The organism is Acinetobacter sp. I-MWF, from assembly GCF_025433935.1.
GTDB classification, from domain to species: domain Bacteria; phylum Pseudomonadota; class Gammaproteobacteria; order Pseudomonadales; family Moraxellaceae; genus Acinetobacter; species Acinetobacter guillouiae.
In genome coordinates this window covers 1,813,733-1,837,553 of record NZ_JAMBAR010000001.1, presented here as the reverse complement: position 1 = coordinate 1,837,553, position 23,821 = coordinate 1,813,733, and the positions used below count along the sequence as shown (strand labels likewise).

Here is a 23,821-nt window from a genome sequence, read left to right as displayed (position 1 = left end):
ATAGCTTGTTAAATATACAAACAAAGATTGGAACCGCTCATCAGCCATAACCTAATTTCTCTAGATTGTTGACCAATTCAGTCACGTGACAACAACATAAAGCCTAGCCAATAAAAAAGCACCTTCCGGTGCTTTTTCTACATCATCAACTTATTAAGCATCTGGTGCTGGGCTATATTGCTCGATCAATGGCTTTAATTCACCATTTTGGAACATTTCTAGCATAATGTCGCTACCGCCAATCAATTCGCCATTAATCCATAATTGCGGGAATGTAGGCCAATTTGCAATTTGTGGCAAAGTTGCACGAATATCTGGATTTTCCAAGATATTTACATAAGCAAATGGACGACCAATTTGGCTAAGTGCTTCAACTGCACGTGCAGAGAAACCACATTGTGGAAATTGCGGTGTACCTTTCATATAAAGAAGTACTGCATGTTTAGCTATTTGATCGCGAATTAACGCTTCTGTATCACGCGCTTGTTCAGTCATTGATTAAATCCTCAACTCATCTGCCTGCATTATACCTAAATCCACAATAAAGAATATGTCTAGACGATTATTTCCAATTTTATTTATATTAAAGCTTTAAATCTTGTGCATATTTTGGTTAGATAATCCTTTACCCTTTCCACTCCTAACAGATAAGAGTTAGTTATGAATAACATTACCCTCGCTCCGGTACAAACTGATCAACCTTCACACTTGATGCCTGTATTCAGCCGTCAACCGATCAGCTTTGTCCGAGGACGAGGTTCTTATCTTTATACTGAAAATGGTACAGAGTATTTAGATGCATTGACGGGTATTGCTGTGTGTGGCTTAGGACATGCTCATCCTGTTCTGGCTGAGGCTATTGCAGAACAAGCGGCTACATTAATCCATACCAGCAATATTTACGAAGTCGCTTGGCAAACTGCAGCAGCGCAAAAGCTGGCTGAAGTTTCAGGTATGGAAGAAATCTTTTTCTCAAACAGTGGTGCAGAATCAAATGAAGGTGCAATTAAAATTGCACGTAAATTTGGTCACTTACAGGGTGTTTCCAATCCCAAAATCATTGTTGCGGATCAATCATTCCATGGTCGTACCCTTGCAACGCTTTCAGCTACGGGCAATAAAAAGGTTCAAGAAGGCTTTGCACCACTGGTTGAAGGCTTTATTCGTGTGCCTTTTGGCGATGTAGAAGCCATTGAAGAAGCCGCTATTCAGCATCCTGACATTGTGGCAATTCTAGTCGAACCGATCCAAGGTGAAGGTGGTGTCAATACCGCACCTCAAGGTTTTAGCTACCTTGAAGATATTCGTCGTATTTGTAATCAACATAATTGGTTGATGATGCTGGATGAAGTTCAAACAGGTAATGGCCGTACCGGTAAATACTTTGCTTATCAACATACCAATATTATTCCAGATGTTTTAACCACAGCAAAAGGCCTCGGAAATGGTTTTCCAATCGGTGCTGTGATGACACAAGGTCGTGGTGTTGGAGTACTGGCTGCGGGAAATCATGGCTCTACTTATAGTGGTACGCATTTAGGCTCTCGTGTTGTCTACACAGTGATTGATTTGATCCAAAAAGAAAACATCGTTGCAAATGCTGCTGAAATTGGAACATATCTGGTCGATCAGTTCCGTGCTCAACTTGTAGAGCAAAATGTGATTGTGCGTGGTTTCGGCATGATGATTGGTATCGAATTACCTAAAGACTGTGCCGAATTAGTAAACATTGCACGTGATAAGCATCATTTAATTATTAACGTTACTTCAGGCAATGTGGTGCGTTTACTGCCTGCCTTGAATATGAATCATGAGCAAGCAGATGATCTATTAAAACGCTTAGTACCTGCAATTAAAGAGTTCCTTGCCTAATTGTGAATAAATGCTTTAAGAGATTAACCCATTAATCTCTTTTAGTTTTGCCATGAATGCTTATCAAATTGCTGATATAGAAAAGCCGCTTTAAAGCGGCTTTTTTATTAGAACTTATTAGAATTAGAACTTTATGAAGCTTCTTGGAAAATTCTACCACCAGGTAACTGGCTAAAATATTGTTTCAAAGCATCCAAACAACGATGAATTTTCATCGGCTGCTGTTCACGCTTTAAGGTCACAGCACTTAAAGTGAAAGTTGGTAATTTCCACTCTGGAAGCACTTCAACCAATGTTCCGTTCATTAATTCTTTTTGCACATCTAAATAAAGGATTCGTGCAATACCATGCCCATGTTGGCACAATGATTTTGCAACAAATACGTTATTTGTCTGAAGGCGATGCTTCATTTCTAAATTAACAACTTCACCTGTTGCACCATGCTGAAATGAAAAATGTTGAGAATTTTTCATGATATTTATCGGAATCAAATCATGATTCTGTAAATCTTCAGGACGTGAAATAGGCGCTGTTTGATTTAAATAACTTGGCGATGCAACTAAGATCTGATCGACTCGTGCAAGTGGCATACAGCTCAAGTTATTCGCATCTTCAATTTTTGAAGACATGCGAATAGCAATATCTATACGCTCTTGAATCAAGTCGATATATTGGTTATCTGCTTCAAAATGAACCATCAAACCTCTATGTGCAGACATCCAATGCGATAAAGCAGGAACAACATGTGTTGCCCCTATTTCCGGGGTTGTCGCAATACGCAAATCCCCAACTAAATCATCGCGCAACTCATTAATGCGGATTTTTCCACGCTCTGCGGCAGCGAGCATTTCTTGACAACTGTGGAAAAAAGCTTGACCAGCCTCAGTTAAACTCAGCTTTCGCGTAGAACGATGTAGAAGTGTCACTTCCATTTCATGTTCTAGAGATCTAATTTGCTGACTAACCGCACTAGTCGTAATGCCAAGGTCACGCGCGGCACCACTAAAAGAGCTTTTTTCAACAACACAAGCAAATACACCCATTGCCCGAAGTTGATCTAACATAAATTTCCCTCTGAAATTATGAGCTGTTTCACACTTTTTTGTTCAAAACAACTCATTGTATTATACGAAGAAAATTACACTTTGCATTAAAATATTTAATTTATTGGTAAAATATTTGCTGGGTTTATCGGTTTTCCATCTAAACGTACCTGAAACTCCAACATGGTACTGCTAGCACCTGAAGATCCCATCTCTGCAATCTTCTGTCCTGCTGTCACAGTTTGACCACTTTTCACCAACATTTTGCTGTTATGAGCATATGCAGTAATGTAACCATCAATATGTTTTACTAAGACAAGATTACCATATTCTTTTAATCCATCTGCAGCATAAACCACCTGTCCATCCGCTGCGGCAAAAATTGGATCACCTTGATTCCCTCCAAAACGTATTCCTTTAATATTATTCGCAATATTATAATTTGCAATAACAGATCCATTTGATGGTTTTACCCATCTCAATTGGGTTGATTGTACTGTCGTCGTCGTTTGTACAGGCGGCGGCGTTACTGGCTGAGCCGTCGTTGTACCAGTTGGCGACGTCGGCTGCTGTGTTGGTAACTTAATCGTTTGACGTTGAATTTGCGGTTCATTGCTCGTCAACGGTTTCGTTGTAGATCGAGTGACATTGCCCCCACCTTTTTTCAAACGTAATGACTGACCTACATAAATTCGATAAGGCGCGGCAATATCATTCATTTCAGCAACACTGAGATAACTCAAACCATAACGCATAGAGATTGCGCTTAAGGTATCACCAGAACGAACTGTGTAATAGTCAGGCGCAACAGCATAACGTGTAGGGTTATTAATTTGAGGCTTCGATGCACACCCAGTCACCACTATGGCAGAGGTGATTGCTATTGTGGACAAAATGATTTTCATCCATCGCTTAGGCATTTGAATTGGAAGTGTTGATCGAGCCAAAAGCATTGATTTCCCTCTCTACAATCTTAAAATTTAAAAATATTTGCTTAAGATTAGCAAAATACACACGCATTTCACTGTTTAACAGTGCTTTTTCACAAAGTTATAACACTCATACATCAAAATGACTATGTGAGAGTTGTGATTGTAGTGTTTCAAGAATTGTGTAATTGGTTGCATCCATCTGAATTGGGGTAATACTGACGCAACCATTGGCAATGGCAAAAAAGTCAGATTGCAGGTTTTGTGCATTTTTTTGCGGATCTGTCACCGCTTCACCCGCCAAACCAATCCAATAGACTTGACGACCACGCGGGTCAACCTGACTGGTTATCGGCTTTGATTGTATTCGACGCCCCTGATATGTAATTTGAGCCCCTAAAATTTCAGCGACATCGGGAATATTGATATTTAAGATATGTCGTGGAGGCAGTTCGGGTAAGCCTTTGGCAATAAAGCTGTAAACCCAGTTTGCAGCTTGTGCATAATCTTCAGGGTTGTCATAGGAACGTACATTACTGCCTGCCAATGAAACTGCGATTGCTGGCTGTTTCATCAAACGTCCTTCAAATGCCGCCCCTACGGTTCCAGAATAAAGGACATCGTCACCTAAATTCGCCCCACTATTGATTCCACTGACAACTAAATCAAACTCAAAATCAAATAAACCGTTCATGGACAAATACACACAATCAGCAGGTGTCCCATTTACTGCCCACATATCTGGTGCAACTTGAATCGGTCGAAGTGGTCGATCTAGGGTTAATGCACTTGAATAACCACTGCGTTCACTTTCTGGCGCAACAATAACAACTCGACCTAAAGGTCGTAATGCTTTTGCTAAAGCTTGAATACCTGGTGCAAAAACACCATCATCATTGGCAACTAAAATATTCACTAAAAGGTTCTCTGACTAAAAATTATTAAATGACTACTGAGTAATTTAATTCAAATTTATTGAACAATTATATATAGTTACTTACTCAATTTTAAATCTAATTTGTGACTATAAAGATGATTACACGTTCTCTTACTCATACTATTTCTATCGCTCTCATCACACTTTGCACACAATCTGCATTTTCAGAAACATTAACTTCACAAGAATCTGATCGAATTGCGAAAGAAGATATTGCCGCAACACAGGTGCTTGCCGAAGTTTGCCCAGGGTTAATTGGAAACACCCCTGCATTTCAAACTAAAATTGCAAGTTTAACCCAAACCTTATTAAAGGATTTTTCAAAACCTACAACATTGACTCAGCTTCAACAAGATCCAGAATACCAAACTGTACTCAAAGAAGCACAAACCAGTGCCAAAGAAGTTGATCAAGCTGAACACAAAGCAGTATGTGCAGATGTACTTGAACTTCCACACTAACATAAGATAAAAAAAACCTCCCCCAATGCGATGTTAAAAATCCTTTTTTGACATCTTTTGCATTGTTCAGTTTGTGAAAATTTCAAATAAATCTACAACATCGATACACTTTCTCTATATTTTTCACAGTTTTTACGTTTAATCTATGCAGGTTCTCAAATTAAAAATTGATTGGGTTATTTATGCGTATGACTTTAAAAATGCTTACATTAAGCCTTGTTTCAGCAAGTGGTTTATTTATGACCCATGCTTTTGCCGCATCTGACAAAATCGAAGTCACACAGCAACAAGTATCTAAAGAAGAATTGGCTGCAATTTATGTATTGTCAGATATCTGCCCGAGTCTAATCAAAACAGATGCTGCATTTAATAAAGGTTTTGATCACTTGCTTAAAGACTATATGCCAAATGACAAAGATCCTAAAGCAACCTTAAAATCACTTGCCAAGCAAAAAGATTTCCAAAGAGCATTAAAAGAAGCAAAAAGTGATGCTAAAAAAGCGGGTGATACTGAAAATACAGCAATTTGTAATGACATTAGTAACTATCAGTCATAACGATTTCTGCAATTTATCCAACAAATATTGAATTAGTTACAATAAGTAAGAAATAAGCCGACTTTCCTTATAGAAGTCGGCTTTGCTTTGCCCTAAAATGCTAGCCTGTTTGTGCTCATATAACGATTGGAACGACCTAGAATGACTCGAAAAAGCGCCATTGCTGCATTATTACTTTTACCTTCATTTTCTTATGCAGCAACCGTCTTAACCACTCCGCCAGAATTAAATAATAAATCGTATGTCTTAATGGACTATGAGACAGGTCAAATTCTTGCATCGAAGAATGAAAATGAAAAATTAGCACCTGCTTCGATGACAAAAATGATGACGAGTTACATCATTGAGCAAAAACTTCTTAAAGGCGAACTGACCGAAAGTGAAAAAGTTCGCATGAATGAGTCTGCATGGTGTCGTGGTAGCAGTACTGAATCTTGTATGTATGTGCCGTTAAATGGTACTGCAACAGTTTTAGAAATGTTACGAGGCATTATTATCCAGTCGGGTAATGATGCATCTAAAGCGATGGCTGAACATATTTCAGGTAACGAGGGTTCATTTGCTTATGCAATGAACCAAGAAGCCAAACGTGTAGGTATGGTCAATACACATTTTATCAATGCAACGGGTATGCCTGCTGAGGGTCATTACTCAACTGCAAAAGATATGGCGGTACTTGCTAAACATATCATTCATGACAGTTCAAAATATTATCCTATTTATTCTGAAAAAGAATTTACTTTCAACGGGATTAAACAAGGTAACCGTAATGCCTTGCTTTATACTGACCCAAGTGTTGATGGCTTAAAAACAGGTCATACTGATGAGGCTGGTTATTGCTTAACCACATCTTCAAAACGTGGTCCAATGCGTTTGATTTCTGTGATTTTTGGTGCGCCATCAATGAATGAGCGTGCCAGCCAAACACGCTCATTGTTATCTTGGGGTTATTCAAACTTTGAAACGGTCAGTGTTCAACCTGCAAATCAAGTGCTTGCTAAAGCAAAAGTTTATTTTGGTAAAGAAAATGATGTACAAATTGGTTTAGCTGAAAACTTCAATGTGACCATGCCAAAAGGTCAAGCCAATGCAATCAAAACACAAATCACTGTTCAACCCAACTTAAATGCACCATTAAAACAAGGTCAAGTCGTTGGTAAATTAACAGCAACCTTAGATGGTAAAGTGATAGCTGAAAAACCATTAGTGGCTTTAAAAGCTGTAGAAGAAGCAGGCTTCTTCTCTCGCTTAATCGACCATATCAAAATGTTCTTTAGCAACTTGTTCTAAGTTATTCGCTTAAACCTAATATTGAATCTATTAGACTAAAGCACAGGCATCCTGATCACAGATTTGGATGCCTTTTTAATTTATACTCAGTAAAAATACACTGGTTAAATTTGCTTTTGACATGGAAGCCAACATGAAAAAAAATATTCGTTCGTATTTAGGTCATCATCCTAAAATTGATTCAACTTGTTATATTGACGATCTCTCGGTTGTGATCGGTGAAGTAACTTTGGCGGAGAATGTATCTGTTTGGCCTTTTGCAGTGATTCGTGCTGATGTCAATTACATCAAAATTGGTCGTTATTCTAATGTACAAGACCATTGCATGTTACATGTCAGTCATAAAAATGATGCTAAACCCAATGGCTCACCTTTAGTGATTGGGGAAGATGTGACCATTGGACATCATGTCACCTTACATGGTTGTACCATTGGCAACCGGGTTTTAGTAGGAATTAATACAATTGTTCTAGATGATGTGGTGATTGAAGATGATGTCATGATTGGTGCAGGCTCACTGGTTCCACCACGTAAGCGCTTAGAAAGTGGTTACCTCTATGTCGGAAGCCCAGTGCAAAAGGTTCGCCCTTTAACTGACAAAGAAAAGGAGTTTTTGCCTTATTCCGCAAGACACTATGTCAAAGTAGCAAATCATTATTTAGAAGCAAATGATTAGGGATATAGCAAATATTTAGGCATGCTTAAAAGCATATTGGTTATTTGAAAATTAAGCTGTTTAAGTAAACCTCGTTTCACTGACATACAGTGGAACGAGGACTATATTTTTTGGATCAAATTTCTATTTTGAAACGTTGTAGTATTTGGTTAATTCTTCAAATACTGGTGCTTTGATATTATCTTTTAAGATATAGCGGGTAATCACACCTTGATCTGTATGTATTTCCATAAAGATATTTTGAGAGTTTTTAAAGTCCCCCATTAAGTTGACTGGAATAAGCACACTGTTTCGAGAGCGGTTTGCCTTAAAAGCAAAATCAATTTCAGTTGGCCCAATCACATTAAATGAGTGGCTTTTTGCGCCATCACTAAATACAACTTTTTCAATATTATATTTGGTATAGGCACTATTTAAGCTAAGTTTCACTTTTAAAAAATCTTTATGTGTCTCATTCCACACTACGGTGACGATTGGACAAAGCTCATTTGGCTGACAAATTAATAATCCCTGCGTACCTAAATTTGAAGTAGCGTCATTAGGATTTGAAGCACACCCAGTAATTAGTAATACACTGAAAGGTATACATAATAATCTCTTTATCATACTTTTTTAAATCCTATTGTATGCCCAAAAATTGAAATGGTGGAGCGACCTTAAAAGAAGAATTAGCCTTACCTGCATAAACTTTTGCTTGATCAGCGCCCAACTCAAGCTTTCTGGTTTGACCATCTTTAAAATCAATCTCTTTTAAGTCTACCCAAAAAACATTTGGTGATACAGCAGATTCAAAAAAATAAAGTCCTCGCTTATGATCTACCACTGTACGCCAACGTGTAGAGGAGATATTTGGCTCTTCTTCTGTATTGAGTCCAAACGGAACAGATGTGTTACGTATCACGCTAAATACACTTGCTAAAGAATATTCAGGTGTCGCATCTTTAGGAATCGCATTAATATAAAAAGATGCTCTTGCAAACCGATCTGCTGCTCGATTGGTTCCAGGTAACATCGTTGTTCCGCCAATTTGTTTCCAATATGTATTTAACGCCAATTGCTGATCAAAGGTTGGAGAGTTTGTCATCACTTGATATTGTCGATTATGATGGATGACCTGCTTACCACCAATGTATTCAATAATAGCGCTGTCACCCGTTGCATCTGAAATTGATAAATGCAGGGTCGCTAATCTTTTTTCACCTGGCACTTGATCTGTCACAATCATAAACGGCTCTTGTGCTAAAGCCTGAATTGCTTCATCTACTGTTGCATAGTTATCTAAAACATACTGCGCCCAAAGTGAGATACTTAATGGCGGTTTTTTATTATTTTTAACATTTGGGTATTCAGACTCAACCAGCCAAAGTAAATTTGCAGCCAATCCCTTTTCATTCACACCATCTGTTGTTGAAATATCATAACCTGTTGCGACAACACTGCCATATTTAGATGTCCATTGAATCGATTTTGGCCCAGCCATACCACTGCGTTTTACATTATTAGGCAGAATCCACAAGTTTGTTCCAACATCACTTTTCCAATCCATAGAACGTGCTGTCATCACATCATTATTACCTAAATAAACAACCCGTGTACATGCCGTTGCCAGCTCAGCCGCAACCAAAAGTCCTGCTGCAAACAATACCTTTTTTATTGCCTTTTTCATGATGATACCCACTTATAAAATTACTAAAGCTAGACTTATTGTTGATTCAATATACGCATATATTTCCAATAAAATATGCTTAAACCATATTTATCAAAACGTTTATTTCCATTCTATTTGTGATTACACACCTTTAAATGATAGATCCATGACCTAATTCATTTTAGATCATCATACCTACTCAACGAAGCATCCAGACAAACTAAATTGAATAAACACACCATTAACAGGAAAAATAAATATTTGTTAAGTTTAATAAAATTTTATATATACGTATTATTTATCATATGTTTCAATCATAGTAAATGCCTTAATCGGGTATTTATTGTACAGAAATAAATTAAATGCCATTCACCATAAAATCAATAGTTTTGAAATATTTACTCATGAATTACAACCTCTATCTATTGGTCATTACTGATAAGAATTAAAATAATAACAAAATTACTTCATAAACTGATGTCACATTGAATTGCATTTAGATATAAAATATAAGAGTATTTTTATTAAACTTTTTACATGAAGTATCACTTTAAAAACCATAAAATAAATCTTTTCTTAAAAAAATAAGCAAATAAAAATTTAAAAAATAAACAAAACTCGACCATGATGTATTTTTGAACAGGCTATAGATATAAATCCTTTTAGGATGATCAAAGAAAACCCTTATGCACATAGCCACCACGCGCTAAATTTTGTAGAATAATGCTTTATCTCCCTTGGTGCTGGTCATGACCGCTTGGACACCCCACGTTACTGTTGCGACAGTTGTAGAAAAAGATGGAAAATTTCTTTTTGTAGAAGAATATACTGAAGGTGTAAGCCATACTGTGTTCAATCAACCCGCAGGGCATGTTGAATGTGGTGAAACCATTATTCAAGCTGCGTTACGTGAAACCATGGAAGAGACAGGATATGCAGTAGAAATCAATTCATTACTGGGGATCTATAGCTATACCCCACCCATGTTTCCAGACCGTACCTATTTTAGATTTTGCTTTTTAGCCCATGTAACTGAATACTTTCCAGACGCGCAACTTGATACAGATATCATTGGTCCACAATGGATGACACTTGAAGAACTACTTGAATCTGCTCGCGCAAGAAGTCCTTTGGTCATTAAAGCTGTACAAGACGCAATTTCTGGGCAAAAATACCCACTTTCGCTCATCTATGAGCACCAAAACTCTCCTTTAATTTCAAATTTGGATGCCTAATCCTATGCAACAACGTGTCATCGTCGGTATGTCGGGTGGTGTAGATTCATCTGTTTCTGCTGCACTTTTACTTCAACAAGGATATCAAGTTGAAGGGCTTTTCATGAAAAACTGGGAAGAAGATGATGGCACGGAATATTGTACTGCAATGGATGACCTTGCTGATGCTCAAGCGGTGTGCGACAAAATTGGGATCAAACTACACACTGCAAATTTTGCAATGGAATATTGGGATCGCGTTTTTGAACATTTCTTAGCAGAATATGCCGCTGGGCGTACACCAAACCCCGATATTCTGTGTAACAAAGAAATTAAATTCCGTGCATTCTTAGATCATGCTGTCAATTTAGGCGCTGATTTTATTGCAACTGGACATTATTGTCGTCGTGGTGAAACAACCACCAATTCAAAAGGTGATCAATATGCGCCTTTATTACGTGGTGTAGACAACAACAAAGATCAAACTTATTTTCTTCACGCGGTTCATGGCCGTGAAATCAATAAGACCTTGTTCCCTGTTGGTGAGATTGAAAAACCACAAGTACGTAAAATTGCAGAAGAGCTTGGTTTAGCCACTGCCAAGAAAAAAGATTCAACAGGTATTTGCTTTATTGGTGAACGCCGTTTTAATGACTTCTTAAAACAATATTTACCTGCTCAACCTGGGAAAATTGTCTTAGATACAGGAAAAGAGGTTGGTGATCATCACGGCTTAATGTACTATACGCTCGGTCAGCGTGGTGGTATTGGTTTAGGTGGACTCAAAGGCGCAGAAGAAGGTGCTTGGTTTGTTCTACATAAAGACATCGAAGGTAATCGTCTTGTGGTTGGACAAGGTCATGAACACCCACTGATGCAGAGTACCATTTTATGGTCTGAAACAATTGACTGGGTTGCAGGTGAACAAGCGATTCCAGACACAGGTTTCCGATGCACGGCAAAAACTCGTTACCGTCAGCCTGATCAAGCATGTACAATTTATAAAGATGCAAACACGCCAAATGGTGTTCGTGTCGAATTTGATGAAGCACAGCGTGCCGTAACACCGGGACAAAGTGTTGTTTTCTATGTCGATGAAGTCTGTTTAGGTGGAGGTGTGATTCATCATACCAATGCACCAAAACCAGATTTTATTGAGTAATGATTAAAAATTATTTAAAGGAATTTAGGCATGGTTGAGTTGCCCTTTCAACAGCCTCAAACTTTGAATCAACGTCAAAACCGAGCTTTGGCGTTAGCAGCTGTGTTTCAAGCAACACAGCTGACGCATATGACTGCAATGTCAGGACGTCAAAGCATTGGTGAAAGCGGTAATTTCTATTTTGAACAGCTCATTAAAGCTAGCCTCAATATCCGTGCCACTGCCAATTCATCAGGTCAAACTTTAGACTTCTTCAATCAATTGGCAGACATTTCCTTAGGTTTAAAAACTTTAGAAAGTAGCATTACACAACCTTTCTCAGCATCACCGAAATCTAGAATTCCTAAAATTGCCAATGCAAAACTGCCAATGACTTATGCCATGTCATTATTGGCCTTGGAAAAAAAAGTTTATAGCAATCCAAAGTTTGTTGAAATTATTGAACAATCTCAACAAAAAATATTAAAACAGCTGTCTTTTTTTGATAATAACTATTTACATCCAAGTATCATTGCCAATTTAGCACAAACCTATGTCGACACTGCTGGTCAAATTAATCCTCGAATTCTAGTTCGCGGCAATGCAGAAGCCTTTAAAGACTCTGCACATACCAATCGTATCCGTGCCAGCTTATTCACAGGCTTACAAATGGCTCACCTATGGCGTCAATTAGGTGGAAGCTCATGGAATATGATCTTTAGCAAACGTAAACTTCTTCAAGATATTCAAGATCTTGCTCGATTACAATATCAGGTTGTTTAATTTGATACTGTTCGAGTTACGCCATTCGCTCTAATTCCAAAATTTAAGGAATCTTTATGAACGCTTTAACCGCACTTTCTCCACTAGATGGACGCTATGCAAGCAAATGTGATGCATTACGCCCTTACCTCTCTGAGTTTGGTCTAATCCATGCTCGTGTGACTGTTGAAGTGCGTTGGTTACAAGCGCTTGCAAATCGTCCTGAAATCACAGAAGTTCCAGCTTTTTCTGCTGCAACCAATACCGCTTTAGATGCGATTGTTACTCAATTTTCTGAAGATGATGCTAACCGCATTAAAGAAATTGAACGTACCACTAACCATGATGTAAAAGCGGTTGAATATTTCTTAAAAGAAAAAATTGCACATATTGATGAGCTTAAAAATGCAGGCGAATTTATTCACTTTGCTTGTACTTCAGAAGATATCAACAACCTTTCTCACGCTTTGATGTTGAAAAATGGTCGTGAAGTGTTAGTTGTTGCTATGCAACAAATTGTTGATTCTATTGTGGCTTTAGCTGAAACACATGCAGAACAACCAATGCTATCACGCACCCATGGTCAAACTGCGAGCCCAACCACTTTGGGCAAAGAAATGGCCAACGTTGCATATCGTTTAGCGCGTCAAATCAAACAGTTTAAACAAGTTGAATTATTGGGCAAAATTAATGGTGCAGTGGGTAACTACAACGCACACTACTCTGCTTATCCTGAAATCAATTGGCCTGCTCACTCGCAAGCATTTGTTGAATCACTCGGTTTAACCTTCAACCCTTATACAACTCAAATCGAACCACACGATTACATCGCGGAATTGTTCGATGCTTTGCGTCGCTTTAACACAATTTTAATCGACTTTAACCGTGACGTTTGGGGCTATATCTCTTTAGGCTTCTTTAAACAACGTTTAAAAGAAGGTGAAGTCGGTTCTTCTACAATGCCTCACAAAGTCAATCCAATTGATTTTGAAAACTCTGAAGGTAACTTGGGCATTGCAAATGCAGTATTAGCGCACTTAGGCGAGAAATTACCAATTTCTCGTTGGCAGCGTGACCTTACGGATTCGACTGTATTGCGTAACATGGGTGTTGGCTTGGCACAAAGTTTAATTGCTTTCGAAGCATGTTCAAAAGGTATTGGTAAACTTGAGCTTAATGCAGCACGTATTCTTGAAGACCTTGATCATGCTCAAGAAGTATTGGCTGAACCAATCCAAACTGTAATGCGTCGTTATGCAGTTGAAAAACCATATGAAAAATTAAAAGCATTGACTCGTGGTCAAGCGATGACACGTGACATGATGGTTGATTTTGTCAATGGTACTGAACTTGAAGCTGTACCTGCTGCTGATCGTGCACGTTTGGCTGAAATGACCCCTGCTACTTACACGGGTAATGCTGCGGATCAAGCCAAACAAATTAAAGATTTGATTGCTAAAATCTAAGCACTTAATCTTCTAAAAGACCTAAAAAATGCGAAGCCAATGCTTCGCATTTTTTTGCATTTTGATTACAATGCGCAGTAATAATTTTTAGAAAATGCCATAATGATTTATCATGCCTTAACAAAAAAACATTGGCTTGTTCTTGCTATGCTTGCAATCGCAATCATTCTTGCCAGTATTAATCCTTTAGAATACCCATCCTACATGCTGCATCAGATTGGCACCTTGCTCATGCTGATTGCCCTATTTTTCTGCCTAAAGAAAATAGGTCTGACATTTTCATCATTTTTATTGTACATCCTCTTCTTGGTGATTCATGTGATTGCTGCACATTATCTTTATTCTTATGTGCCTTATAATGATTGGTCAATCAAATACTTACACTTTGACCTCAATCAAGCAATGGGGTGGACACGTAACATGTTTGACCGCTTTGTACACTTATTCTATGGCTTATTTCTTTATCCATTTTTCTACCGAATTTTCCAAGTATGGTTACCAAGCTTAAAACCTAAAACCTTATTTTTATTGGTCATTCAATTTGTTATGGCAACCAGTTTATTTTATGAATGGATTGAATGGTGGATTGCTATTGGCCTATCCCCAGAAGAAGCTGAAAACTACAATGGGCAACAAGGTGATATATGGGATGCGCATAAGGATATGTTCTTAGCCACCATTGGTGCAATCATAACAGGAGTAGTCGCTTTAAAAGCCACGGCAAAAGAGAATCATCCTCAATAATAAGGCCTCCCTCCCTTCCAATATACTCACTTAGCGATCAAGTTCTTGGTGAGTATAAAATCAACTGAGTTTTACTTTTGCAATCTTTGTTTATTCTCTAAGATATCTGGCAAACTGCGCTCAATCCAACCAATCAAATAGTTTAATTTTTCAGCCGCTTGTGCACCTAAAATCGTCAACTGATACTCTACTTTCGGTGGTACTTCAGGGTAAACCGTTCTCAATATAAAGCCATCTTGCTCGAGCACTTTTAATGTCTGTGCAAGCATTTTTTCGCTGATTCCCTCAATTCGATTACGCAGTTCGCTAAAACGTTGTACGCCATCATTTAAACAACGTAAAACCAATACAGACCATTTGCTGGTTAAATGCTCCAATATTTCTCTAGATGGGCACTGACTGGATAAAACTTGACCAATTAAATCACTTGAAGCATAGATGCTCATAAATTCTCTCTACACAGTAATTAGCTTACTTTTAGGTACGTACTTACATATAGTAAGTTTAATGATTATGATAATAACATCAAGTTTAAAAAACATCCAATTTAAATCATATTTAAAGGTGAAATTATGAAAATCGCAATTACAGGTGCAACGGGTCAACTTGGACAATTGGTGATCCAAGCCTTACTTCAACATACTGCCGCTGAAAATATTGTAGCGCTGGTTCGAAATATAGATAAAGCACAGTCGCTTAAACAACAAGGGATTGAACTTCGCCTATTTAACTATGATCAACCTGAAACATTGATTCCTGCATTACAGCACATAGATAAATTACTTTTAATTTCAGCCAATGAAATTGGTCGTCGAACGCCTCAGCATAAAGCAGTTATAGATGCTGCAGTCGCAGCCAAAGTTGAATACATTGCCTATACCAGCTTACTCAATGCAACAGATAACCCACTCGGTTTAGCACAAGAACATCGTGAAACAGAAGCACTCATTCGGCAAAGTGGTTTGAAATATACATTTTTACGCAACAATTGGTATAGCGAAAACTATCTTGGCAACGTTAAGCATACTGCGGAAACAGGAACGCTATACGGCAGTGCTCAAAATGGAAAAATTAGTTCAGCCTCTCGTTTAGATTATGCCGAAGCTGCGGCCAAAGTCCTTGCTTCCGTAGGGCATGAAAATAAAACCTATGAGCTTGCAGGTTCTAATTATTTTACCCTTGCAGATTTAGCCTCTTATATCGCTTTGGCATCAGGTAAAACTGTACAGTATCAAGATATCAGCCCAGAAGATTATACTCAGGCACTTCTTACGGTAGGGTTACCTCAAGCACTGGTAGCGGTTATTGTTGACGCAGATGTACAGACTGTAAATGGTGCAATGTATAGTGAAAGTAAAGACTTAGAACATTTGCTTGGTCGTAAAACAACGCATATTCAGGATCAGGTTAAAGCTTTATTTTAGGCATTTTTAAAGATAAGCATGGGTTTAATACAAAATTTAAGCCCATACTATACTGAGCAATTAAGGATGAATATTTTTGATAGGAAAATCGATATTCATCTCCAGATCTGCGAGGGACTGTCTTTCTGTGTTGTACATGGTTGCACGGAACACCGCAATTTTTTTCATCGTCATTGGATCATTAATATTCAGTATTGGCTTAAGTTTATGCTTAACATATAAATGAATCACTTCATCAAATTCTAAATAAACAGGCCCATCAAACATAATTTTGATCGGAACTTGATAACGTCGTTTTAACTTAAATGGCACCGAAAGTTTAATCGGAATATCCACTTTTAAAGGAAATTGAGGCAGCAGTTTATTTTGATAAACCAAATCCGTGGTTGTTTCTAATGGCATTAGCGTTTCAATCTGAATATCAGTCTCATAATCAAGCTCAACCTCAATCGGCGTTGTCACAACAAAACTTAAATTAGCCAAATATTTGCCTTTTAAAGGTAAAGCCAACTCACGGTCAATCGTCAGTTCAGTATCTAAAGCACCTTGTGCATGTGTTTGTAAATAATTCCCCACATGGATTTTTGTCGGTAAAGATTCCGACAATTGAATTTGTGCCCTTTGTGCAGAAACCTGCATTGAGGCATGAATATTCAAATATAACCAAACGCACAGCGCAATGAGCAATACGACGCTGATAAAAGTGAACAACAAATTTCGTATAGATTTAAAGATCCACATTTCCATACTACCCTATTTTAAAGCTTCGGACTGTGGTTGTTGTGGTTCTATTGGCGGATGATCGCGACGTGATAGCCTTAAACTATTGAGCGGAATTTTAAGCTGCCCTTTTTCAATTTTTACAGGTAATGTATTTTGAACATCTACTGTTGCTTGAAGTGCTGATTTAATTGGAACATTGAGGTGGCCTTGAATTGGAATATTGGTTTTTAATGTCGCATCAAGTGGCACATGTAAATTTTCTTTAAGTAAAACCTTTACAGGCGCATCAAACTTTAAATGAATATTTTGGTTGAGTGGTACTTGTAAATTAATCGGCACATCCATATGAATCGGAATATTCCCTTTTAACGGTAAAGTAATATCTTTACCTAAAACAGTGACTTTAACCTTAGTATCAATTGGCATATCCTGATTGATTTTGATCACTTCATTCACAGGAATTGTGGTTTGAATTGGGACTTCATTATCAAAATACACATGTGGGGTTAAGGTTTGTGTAATCGGTAAGTTTAGCTTTTCATGAATAGGAATTTCAGCTTTCACTTTTCCTTTGACATCCACATCTAATGCGTCATGAATTTGTACTTTGGCTTGTAAAGGTTCTTTTAAATCGATACTTACAGCTTGATTTTCAAGTGGAATATAAATATTAAAATGTTTAAATACCCAGATTGCAATCAACACACCACACACTGTAGCAATAAGAATAAAGGCTACTCCTGCCATAACTTGCTTCAACTGCAAAATCCTGTCCTTAATTTTTATCCTTAATTATTTTTATTTTAAATACTTATGTGAATTAATATGCGTTTTTATGTATAAAAGTCGAAGAATTTTGTTTAATTAATAAACAATTGATATTTAATCTACGGATTATTTCGAAAAATCAGCTAACCAATAGCACTGCACAATTGCTGTATTATTTTTATACTCAACACTTACATCGCCTTTTTCATGATTTTGATTGAATTTTAGAGTTTTAAATCGCTGCTTTGCTGCTGTAGTACTCAGATCAAAATATAAATATTCATTGTATTGTTGCGCTGGACGACCAAAACTAAATTCTATTTTGCGAATAGGAATGCCAGCATAAGTGACATTTTTTAATTTATAAGTGGTTGAGTCATAAACCTGTTTATCCACATATTTTACATCAATCGTATAGTGTTCAAGTGGTGCAATCAGTTCTGTATTTTCATTATGAAAATCATATTGCTGTCGAATTGCACAATTTTGTTCAAAACGATCTTTTAATAAAGGACGTAATTCTAAGGATTGGGCATGTGTAGCCCCCGCTAGCAGTAACAGCATGCTCAGTAACATCTTTTTCTTCATGTGATTTTCCATTGATGCAAATTACTTTATATAAAATAGCTTTTATTAGACTTTTTGCGTTAGTCAAAAATGAGCATTTAATACTTGTATCGTTTTAAATATTGATGAAACCATCGATAGCCTTTCTATCGTAACGCATTACCTAAGCGAAGCAATTTAAACTTTAAATGTAAAGTGTGGCATTGCAAACTTGCTCTTCATACACTTATTTCTATGTGATAGTAAAAGTTTCATCACTTTTAGAAATCATCCCAAAACTTAATTCACAATAACGCTATTGATGTCCATTTTTATCAGGCCAAGAACAGATAGCAATTGCATCACTCTTGCCCTCTCCAGTCATTACAAAATTTGCAGCTTTAGCTGGTTGCTGTATATTGCTTTTAATCTTATTAAATTGCTGCTTGGCTGAAGCCGTTGGAAGATCAAAGTACAACGTCTCACTCAAAGTCAAACCACGTCCCCATAAAAACTCAATTTTATTTACGACTAATCCCCTATAAGTCGTATTTTTTAAACTAAAATTTCTGCTGACGTAAGCCGCTTGCTCTTCTACTTCATCCTTAACCACCTGATTCATTAAAATTGCCTGAATCTCATCATCATGAGTATAAAAATCGAACTGTTGACGAATCGCACAATTTTTTTCAAAACGATCCTGCAACATAGGTGTTAAATCAAGTGCAGTATTTGCTGTTGCACTTGCCACAGTTAATGAGCCTATAACACCTAGCCCGAAGATAGATAAATTATTGTTCATTTAGCTTTTCTCTAATTTCTTAATCAATTTTTTTAGTCAAATTGCTGAGATAACTGGTAATTTTCATTTGAATTTAACCATATATCATCAATTTTGAATATAAAAAAAGGAGCTTCATTTGAAGCTCCTTTTCGACGACTCTTACAAATTATGCATTTGTTTCAGCCGGTACTTTCGGATAGCTTACGCCACATACTTGTTCAGCAATACGCAATACTTGGCAGCTATAACCAACTTCGTTATCGTACCAAACGTAAGCTGTTAAACGGTTACCAGAAGTAATTGTTGCTTGTGCATCAAATACACCCGCTGTACGCGAACCAATAAAGTCAGACGATACAACTTCTGTAGAGTTGGTATAGCCAATTTGACCTTGAAGGTTAGAGTTGATCGAGATTTGACGAATATATTCGTTCACTTCTTCACGATCTACTTCTTTCTCAAGTGTTAAGTTAAGAATAGCAAGTGAAACGTTCGGTGTTGGAACACGTACTGAATTACCTGTTAATTTACCTTGTAACTGAGGTAATGCTTTCGCAACAGCTTTTGCAGCACCTGTTTCTGTAATAACCATATTCAGTGTTGCAGCACGGCCACGGCGATCCGCTTTGTGGTAGTTGTCAATCAAGTTCTGGTCATTTGTAAATGAGTGAACAGTTTCCACATGACCATTAATCACTTTGTATTTATCTTCTAACACTTTCAAAACTGGTGTGATCGCGTTAGTGGTACAGCTTGCAGCAGAAATGATTTTGTCTGAATCAATGATGTCCGCTTGGTTAACACCAAACACGACATTCTTCATGTCACCTTTACCAGGCGCTGTAAGCACAACACGACTTACGCCAGGACATTTAAGATGTTGAGATAAACCATCGATATCACGCCATTTACCTGTGTTATCAATCACTAGTGCATTGTCGATACCATAAGCTGTGTAATCAACTTCAGCAGGGCTAGACGCATAGATCACTTTAATAAAATTACCATTTGCAATGATTGCTTCATTTTGCTCATCAACAGAAATCGTTCCTGCAAATGGACCATGAATTGAGTCACGACGTAACAATGAAGCACGTTTTTCTAAATCACCATCAGATGATTTACGTACAACGATCGCTTTAAGGCTTAAACCACGGCCAAGACCTGATTGGCTAATGATTAAACGCGCTAAAATACGGCCAATACGACCAAAACCATAAAGAACAACATCTTTAGGCTCAACTTGCGCAGGACGACCTTCTAAAGATTGAACAGCTTGAGCAACAAATGCATCAATATCGCCGCCCTTTTCTTTATATTCAACTGCAAGTTTACCTAAATCAACTTCAGCAGAACCGATATTATCTAATTTCGCTAAAGCTTCTAAAATAGGGAATGTATGTACAACAGAAAGCTCAACATCCATCATACGTGTACGACGGTGCGCTTTAAGGATTTGAATTACTGAACGGTTCACTAAAGAACGACCGTACACAGAAGTCACAATGTTTTTTTCACGGTATAATTGACCGATTAATGCAATCATACGTTCCGCGATTTCTTCACGGTTTTTCCAGCGACCTTGGTGCTCTGCATGTAGGGCGATGATAGTGTCTTTGCTCACAGATACGTCCTCTATTTATGTATATCTAGACATGGATTTTTAAACCCCATAATTGTAATGTAATTCTCATTTAGTTGAAATCAAATCGTGATACATTTTTATAATATTTTGTCATACTGGGTATTTTATTTTAAATTATGCCTTGATCTCTAAACAATATTTCAGCCATTTCGGTTTTTTGCATCTATGTAGATTTTTACTATTGATATTGACTTTAACAAAGGAACTGGAAAAATAAAGTAGATAAGAACAAAGTTAAACCAGACAAAACAAAAATAAAGCTGATGTTGTATCGTTAAAAACCCGATTATCGCACTCAGTCTGAGCTTTCTACTCAGCCCCTAACACGCGCTTTAATCATCATTAATCGACGCATTAAATTCTTCCAAATCAAAATCAGCTAAATTTTCAGGCAGCTTCATTAAACAAGGAAAGCGAATAATGCCATTGTCCCCTGAAGGAAATGCATAATGGCGCTCCAATTCACTCATTGAAGTCAGACTTTCAAACTCAATAAATACACTATACTTTGCTAAACCTTTAGGGACAGTTAATACCTCTAAATAGGTTTGTTTTTTTATCAACATTGCGGCATGGTTTGCTTGAACAATATCCTTTTCAACTTTCCCACCTTTGATCATTTTTTTTAACAGTGAGCCTTCTACTTCATGTTGTTCATTCTTTAATTGCTTAACATAGCTGTCTAAAGCCCTAAAATCCTTCACTTGCTCAGCGATAATTTCTTGAAGTTTTCTAATCGGTTGTTGAGAGCGTTCATGCATGACTTGCCACTCTCGCGGACTCATTGGAATAAAAATTTCATCTTTACGCTTTTCCAATAGCTTTAAATAAGCCAGCAGACGATATTCAAACAGTTGTACATGAGAATTAAAAAATAATGCGGGTTGTTCTTTAAAGTCACGATAATGCGATAAAATTTCAGAAAATATTCGATGCACACTCATAAACAAATATTCAAATTCTTCAATATGTGATAAATCGCTTTTAACCGCATTTCTTAAAGGCATCAATATATTGGCCGTGAGCAATTGTTCAATGGTTTTGATATGGTTTTGTGCAACAGTATCACTATTTTTCCCCACCATTCCAAGTGGTTCCATCAAAAATGGCAAGAGTTTATTTTCTGTAAAATCCTCAAATTCTTGCACAATTTCAATCACATCTCTATGAACTTGATGCTGAATTGTGACCATTTTCTGAATCAAAAGATCCGTACTATCTCGATATTCACTTTCACTCATTTGATCGGTATCAAGAACCAAACCCGTTACATAGACCTGATTTTTATATTCAATATTTTCTTCAAACAAAAAACGCCGAATTGAATAAGGATTCTGTTCAAAATTTTCAATTGGTGCAATTAAATAGATAAATTCAGAGGTTTTAACAATATCAAACTTACGAATCCGTTGTTCTCTTAAAATAAAATACTTAAAAAAAGGACGTTTCATTAATTCAGATGATTTAGTCAATAATGGCTTAAACCAATAGCCCAATAATTGTTGTTTAATAAACACTTCAATAATAAAACATTTAATTTGATCAGAAGTTAAGTTGCGGATACCTGCTGGCGCTTCAATATTTAATGTACGGATCAATTTCGCCACATCTTGTAAAAAAACACGGCGAATCAGTAATTTTTCTCGCTGCAAATTTAGATGATCATCCACCGAAATCAAATCAATTTGATATAACGCATTTTCTAAATAGTCTGCGATCTGAATACTATCTGTAATATTTTTTAACCAATTGATTGAGTTGCTCAATTTGGTTGCAATGGAACGCATTCGCTCATTTTCAAAGCTATATTTTAAATTTTCTAATGAATTTGTGATTTTAAATTCAAAGCTGTTATTGCCTTTGTTCCATTGAATTTCTTTCGGTCTTAAAATTTGACGCTCAATTTCTTCACGTACTTCGATATTGGCTTCATCAAAAACATCACACAAAACCTGTTCCCAGTTTAAATCGGTACTAGGCTCTAATTGCAATAAGGTTGCCCGTGTTTGATAGGGAATTATTGTTGTGTTCATAATATATTCAGCGTTTTTCTACTTAAAAACCAAATTAAAACATGGGTTAATGAGATTAATTTAACACTTTTAAAAATTATAGTCCAACAATTATCAATTTATTTTCTTTTGATTAACCAATTCTTTCGTCTAATTTTTCGATATTCAAGGCTAAGTTTTTCCGTTTATTGTTTTGTTGATAGAGATGCCAAATCCCTTCCAATACCAAAACCCCCACTGCACACCAAATTGGAATATAAGTAAACCATTCATCTGCTGAAATAGATTCACCCAACGCCAAGGATGCTAAGGCCAACAAAACAGGTTCTAAATAACTTAACAATCCAAATAAAACCATTGGTAAATGACGACTCGCTAAAATATAGCTCCCTAAACCAATCGCACTCAGTATTCCAAGCCCTGCAACCACAACAATTAAAACGGGTGCATCAGCAAATTGGCTATATGCATCTAATCCCGTTTGAGTGAAATAAATTGCAATGGGAATGCAAATTAAAATATCCCACCAAAAACCACCTAAATTATCAGTTTTAATGGTTTTTCGAACCAAAAAATAAAGCGAATAGCCCAATGCTACACTGAGGGTTTCCCATGCAATACTGCCCAAACGCCATAATTCGTGCCCTACCCCAAGAACCGCAAAAACAACGGCAACCATCTGGAATTTTGATAATTTCTCTTTATAAAAAATGCTACCAGCAAGGACGAGAACCAAGGGTAAAAGAAAATATCCAAGCGATACTTGTAAACCCCGCCCATTCATCGGCCCCCAAAGAAAAAGCCAGAGTTGGAAACAGGTCAAGATAGAAGTAATGATCAATAATAGTAATAAAGCAGGTTGTTTGACCATTCGATGATAAATGGTTTTAACATGGACAAAATCACCGCTCAATAACATAAATAAGGTCAGGAACGGTAAAGTGGCAATAATCCGCCAACCAAAGGTTTGTTGACTATCTAGATCGCCCAGCAATTTGGTATAAAAGTATAAAACCCCAAATGTTACAGATGCCAATACAGACAATACGACGCCCTTAAACATCTGTCGCCTCACGGTGATTTTCAAATAAATTCTTAGGCATTATAAACATCTTCATCCAAAATTAATTTGAATATTCAATTATTTTTCCAAACTCAAGATTTGCAAATATTGAAATA

General features: G+C 37.0%; 25 protein-coding genes. 11 read left to right on the top strand and 14 right to left on the bottom strand.

Going from position 1 to position 23,821, the window contains the following annotated elements; all coding sequences use genetic code 11:
- Positions 1–153: 153 nt before the first annotated feature.
- Positions 154–495, bottom strand: a complete 342-nt coding sequence (gene grxD / locus M2R48_RS08465; RefSeq protein WP_004820720.1) for a Grx4 family monothiol glutaredoxin — start codon at positions 493–495, stop codon at positions 154–156.
- Between the two features lie 165 nt (positions 496–660).
- Here grxD and M2R48_RS08460 point away from each other — a divergent pair, with 165 nt between their 5' ends.
- Positions 661–1,872 carry an aspartate aminotransferase family protein gene (locus M2R48_RS08460; protein ID WP_034613657.1) on the top strand — a complete coding sequence of 404 codons (1,212 nt, stop codon included), beginning with the start codon at positions 661–663 and terminating at the stop codon, positions 1,870–1,872.
- A gap of 131 nt (positions 1,873–2,003) precedes the next feature.
- On the opposite strand, the gene M2R48_RS08455 is transcribed toward M2R48_RS08460, so the two are convergent.
- The 3 genes from M2R48_RS08455 to surE all read right to left on the bottom strand — a co-directional run bounded on the left by M2R48_RS08455 (position 2,004) and on the right by surE (position 4,760).
- Entirely contained in the window at positions 2,004–2,936 is a 933-nt protein-coding gene (locus tag M2R48_RS08455; protein ID WP_004721269.1) for a LysR family transcriptional regulator, read from the bottom strand.
- A gap of 95 nt (positions 2,937–3,031) precedes the next feature.
- On the bottom strand, positions 3,032–3,868 hold the full coding sequence (locus M2R48_RS08450) for a peptidoglycan DD-metalloendopeptidase family protein (RefSeq protein WP_034613659.1): 837 nt from the start codon (positions 3,866–3,868) through the stop codon (positions 3,032–3,034).
- Between the two features lie 106 nt (positions 3,869–3,974).
- Complete coding sequence (gene surE, locus M2R48_RS08445) at positions 3,975–4,760, bottom strand: 5'/3'-nucleotidase SurE (RefSeq protein ID WP_004820713.1); 786 nt, start codon at positions 4,758–4,760, stop codon at positions 3,975–3,977.
- 116 nt (positions 4,761–4,876) lie between these two features.
- Here surE and M2R48_RS08440 point away from each other — a divergent pair, with 116 nt between their 5' ends.
- The 4 genes from M2R48_RS08440 (at position 4,877) to M2R48_RS08425 (ending at position 7,765) form a co-directional block, all read left to right on the top strand.
- Positions 4,877–5,242, top strand: a complete 366-nt coding sequence (locus tag M2R48_RS08440; RefSeq protein WP_262085770.1) for an MCR_0457 family protein — start codon at positions 4,877–4,879, stop codon at positions 5,240–5,242.
- A gap of 182 nt (positions 5,243–5,424) precedes the next feature.
- Positions 5,425–5,799, top strand: coding sequence for an MCR_0457 family protein (locus M2R48_RS08435; protein WP_004721274.1), 375 nt, complete (start codon positions 5,425–5,427; stop codon positions 5,797–5,799).
- A 141-nt stretch (positions 5,800–5,940) separates the two neighbouring features.
- Complete coding sequence (dacC, locus tag M2R48_RS08430; RefSeq protein ID WP_262085769.1) at positions 5,941–7,089, top strand: D-alanyl-D-alanine carboxypeptidase PBP5/6; 1,149 nt, start codon at positions 5,941–5,943, stop codon at positions 7,087–7,089.
- A 133-nt stretch (positions 7,090–7,222) separates the two neighbouring features.
- Entirely contained in the window at positions 7,223–7,765 is a 543-nt protein-coding gene (locus M2R48_RS08425; protein WP_262085768.1) for a gamma carbonic anhydrase family protein, read from the top strand.
- Positions 7,766–7,888: 123 nt separating this feature from the next.
- Here the strand turns inward: M2R48_RS08425 and M2R48_RS08420 are convergent, their stop codons facing one another.
- Both M2R48_RS08420 and M2R48_RS08415 read right to left on the bottom strand, forming a co-directional pair.
- Entirely contained in the window at positions 7,889–8,371 is a 483-nt protein-coding gene (locus M2R48_RS08420; RefSeq protein ID WP_262085767.1) for a hypothetical protein, read from the bottom strand.
- Between the two features lie 13 nt (positions 8,372–8,384).
- The gene (locus M2R48_RS08415; RefSeq protein WP_004721283.1) at positions 8,385–9,431 is read right to left on the bottom strand and encodes a linear amide C-N hydrolase; all 1,047 of its coding nucleotides are present in this window, start codon (positions 9,429–9,431) and stop codon (positions 8,385–8,387) included.
- A 731-nt stretch (positions 9,432–10,162) separates the two neighbouring features.
- Between M2R48_RS08415 and M2R48_RS08410 the strand changes: the two genes are divergently transcribed.
- From M2R48_RS08410 to M2R48_RS08390, 5 genes are all read left to right on the top strand, one after another.
- Positions 10,163–10,648 (top strand): NUDIX hydrolase, encoded by a 486-nt coding sequence (locus M2R48_RS08410; protein WP_262085766.1) that lies wholly within the window; start codon positions 10,163–10,165, stop codon positions 10,646–10,648.
- 4 nt (positions 10,649–10,652) lie between these two features.
- On the top strand, positions 10,653–11,789 hold the full coding sequence (mnmA, locus tag M2R48_RS08405) for a tRNA 2-thiouridine(34) synthase MnmA (protein WP_034613669.1): 1,137 nt from the start codon (positions 10,653–10,655) through the stop codon (positions 11,787–11,789).
- Positions 11,790–11,819: 30 nt separating this feature from the next.
- Complete coding sequence (hflD, locus tag M2R48_RS08400; RefSeq protein ID WP_004820699.1) at positions 11,820–12,551, top strand: high frequency lysogenization protein HflD; 732 nt, start codon at positions 11,820–11,822, stop codon at positions 12,549–12,551.
- A gap of 56 nt (positions 12,552–12,607) precedes the next feature.
- Positions 12,608–13,996, top strand: a complete 1,389-nt coding sequence (gene purB / locus M2R48_RS08395) for an adenylosuccinate lyase (protein WP_034613672.1) — start codon at positions 12,608–12,610, stop codon at positions 13,994–13,996.
- 102 nt (positions 13,997–14,098) lie between these two features.
- Positions 14,099–14,740 carry a DUF2238 domain-containing protein gene (locus tag M2R48_RS08390; protein WP_262085765.1) on the top strand — a complete coding sequence of 214 codons (642 nt, stop codon included), beginning with the start codon at positions 14,099–14,101 and terminating at the stop codon, positions 14,738–14,740.
- Between the two features lie 71 nt (positions 14,741–14,811).
- Here M2R48_RS08390 and M2R48_RS08385 read toward each other — a convergent pair whose 3' ends face one another.
- On the bottom strand, positions 14,812–15,186 hold the full coding sequence (locus M2R48_RS08385; RefSeq protein WP_004721299.1) for a winged helix-turn-helix transcriptional regulator: 375 nt from the start codon (positions 15,184–15,186) through the stop codon (positions 14,812–14,814).
- 126 nt (positions 15,187–15,312) lie between these two features.
- Between M2R48_RS08385 and M2R48_RS08380 the strand changes: the two genes are divergently transcribed.
- Entirely contained in the window at positions 15,313–16,164 is an 852-nt protein-coding gene (locus tag M2R48_RS08380; protein WP_262085764.1) for an SDR family oxidoreductase, read from the top strand.
- Between the two features lie 60 nt (positions 16,165–16,224).
- Here M2R48_RS08380 and M2R48_RS08375 read toward each other — a convergent pair whose 3' ends face one another.
- The 7 genes from M2R48_RS08375 to rarD form a co-directional block, all read right to left on the bottom strand.
- Positions 16,225–16,905, bottom strand: coding sequence for a hypothetical protein (locus M2R48_RS08375; RefSeq protein ID WP_262087471.1), 681 nt, complete (start codon positions 16,903–16,905; stop codon positions 16,225–16,227).
- 12 nt (positions 16,906–16,917) lie between these two features.
- Positions 16,918–17,652: an MFS transporter gene (locus tag M2R48_RS08370; protein ID WP_262085763.1), complete on the bottom strand. Its 735-nt coding sequence runs from the start codon at positions 17,650–17,652 to the stop codon at positions 16,918–16,920.
- Positions 17,653–17,781: 129 nt separating this feature from the next.
- The gene (locus tag M2R48_RS08365; protein ID WP_262085762.1) at positions 17,782–18,243 is read right to left on the bottom strand and encodes a hypothetical protein; all 462 of its coding nucleotides are present in this window, start codon (positions 18,241–18,243) and stop codon (positions 17,782–17,784) included.
- A 274-nt stretch (positions 18,244–18,517) separates the two neighbouring features.
- Complete coding sequence (locus M2R48_RS08360; RefSeq protein WP_262085761.1) at positions 18,518–19,003, bottom strand: hypothetical protein; 486 nt, start codon at positions 19,001–19,003, stop codon at positions 18,518–18,520.
- A 148-nt stretch (positions 19,004–19,151) separates the two neighbouring features.
- Complete coding sequence (locus M2R48_RS08355; RefSeq protein ID WP_004721304.1) at positions 19,152–20,609, bottom strand: glyceraldehyde-3-phosphate dehydrogenase; 1,458 nt, start codon at positions 20,607–20,609, stop codon at positions 19,152–19,154.
- A 353-nt stretch (positions 20,610–20,962) separates the two neighbouring features.
- Positions 20,963–22,663, bottom strand: a complete 1,701-nt coding sequence (locus tag M2R48_RS08350) for a hypothetical protein (protein WP_262085760.1) — start codon at positions 22,661–22,663, stop codon at positions 20,963–20,965.
- Positions 22,664–22,775: 112 nt separating this feature from the next.
- Positions 22,776–23,705, bottom strand: coding sequence for an EamA family transporter RarD (gene rarD, locus M2R48_RS08345; protein WP_262085759.1), 930 nt, complete (start codon positions 23,703–23,705; stop codon positions 22,776–22,778).
- Between the last annotated feature and the right edge of the window lie 116 nt (positions 23,706–23,821).

Coding starts and splice junctions, on each gene's coding strand:
- grxD (WP_004820720.1), bottom strand. CDS start 495: ATGACTGAACAAGCGCGTGATACAGAAGCGTTAATTCGCGATCAAATA.
- M2R48_RS08460 (WP_034613657.1), top strand. CDS start 661: ATGAATAACATTACCCTCGCTCCGGTACAAACTGATCAACCTTCACAC.
- M2R48_RS08455 (WP_004721269.1), bottom strand. CDS start 2,936: ATGTTAGATCAACTTCGGGCAATGGGTGTATTTGCTTGTGTTGTTGAA.
- M2R48_RS08450 (WP_034613659.1), bottom strand. CDS start 3,868: ATGCTTTTGGCTCGATCAACACTTCCAATTCAAATGCCTAAGCGATGG.
- M2R48_RS08440 (WP_262085770.1), top strand. CDS start 4,877: ATGATTACACGTTCTCTTACTCATACTATTTCTATCGCTCTCATCACA.
- M2R48_RS08435 (WP_004721274.1), top strand. CDS start 5,425: ATGCGTATGACTTTAAAAATGCTTACATTAAGCCTTGTTTCAGCAAGT.
- dacC (WP_262085769.1), top strand. CDS start 5,941: ATGACTCGAAAAAGCGCCATTGCTGCATTATTACTTTTACCTTCATTT.
- M2R48_RS08425 (WP_262085768.1), top strand. CDS start 7,223: ATGAAAAAAAATATTCGTTCGTATTTAGGTCATCATCCTAAAATTGAT.
- M2R48_RS08420 (WP_262085767.1), bottom strand. CDS start 8,371: ATGATAAAGAGATTATTATGTATACCTTTCAGTGTATTACTAATTACT.
- M2R48_RS08415 (WP_004721283.1), bottom strand. CDS start 9,431: ATGAAAAAGGCAATAAAAAAGGTATTGTTTGCAGCAGGACTTTTGGTT.
- M2R48_RS08410 (WP_262085766.1), top strand. CDS start 10,163: ATGACCGCTTGGACACCCCACGTTACTGTTGCGACAGTTGTAGAAAAA.
- mnmA (WP_034613669.1), top strand. CDS start 10,653: ATGCAACAACGTGTCATCGTCGGTATGTCGGGTGGTGTAGATTCATCT.
- hflD (WP_004820699.1), top strand. CDS start 11,820: ATGGTTGAGTTGCCCTTTCAACAGCCTCAAACTTTGAATCAACGTCAA.
- purB (WP_034613672.1), top strand. CDS start 12,608: ATGAACGCTTTAACCGCACTTTCTCCACTAGATGGACGCTATGCAAGC.
- M2R48_RS08390 (WP_262085765.1), top strand. CDS start 14,099: ATGATTTATCATGCCTTAACAAAAAAACATTGGCTTGTTCTTGCTATG.
- M2R48_RS08385 (WP_004721299.1), bottom strand. CDS start 15,186: ATGAGCATCTATGCTTCAAGTGATTTAATTGGTCAAGTTTTATCCAGT.
- M2R48_RS08380 (WP_262085764.1), top strand. CDS start 15,313: ATGAAAATCGCAATTACAGGTGCAACGGGTCAACTTGGACAATTGGTG.
- M2R48_RS08375 (WP_262087471.1), bottom strand. CDS start 16,905: ATGTGGATCTTTAAATCTATACGAAATTTGTTGTTCACTTTTATCAGC.
- M2R48_RS08365 (WP_262085762.1), bottom strand. CDS start 18,243: ATGAAGAAAAAGATGTTACTGAGCATGCTGTTACTGCTAGCGGGGGCT.
- M2R48_RS08360 (WP_262085761.1), bottom strand. CDS start 19,003: ATGAACAATAATTTATCTATCTTCGGGCTAGGTGTTATAGGCTCATTA.
- M2R48_RS08350 (WP_262085760.1), bottom strand. CDS start 22,663: ATGAACACAACAATAATTCCCTATCAAACACGGGCAACCTTATTGCAA.
- rarD (WP_262085759.1), bottom strand. CDS start 23,705: ATGTTTAAGGGCGTCGTATTGTCTGTATTGGCATCTGTAACATTTGGG.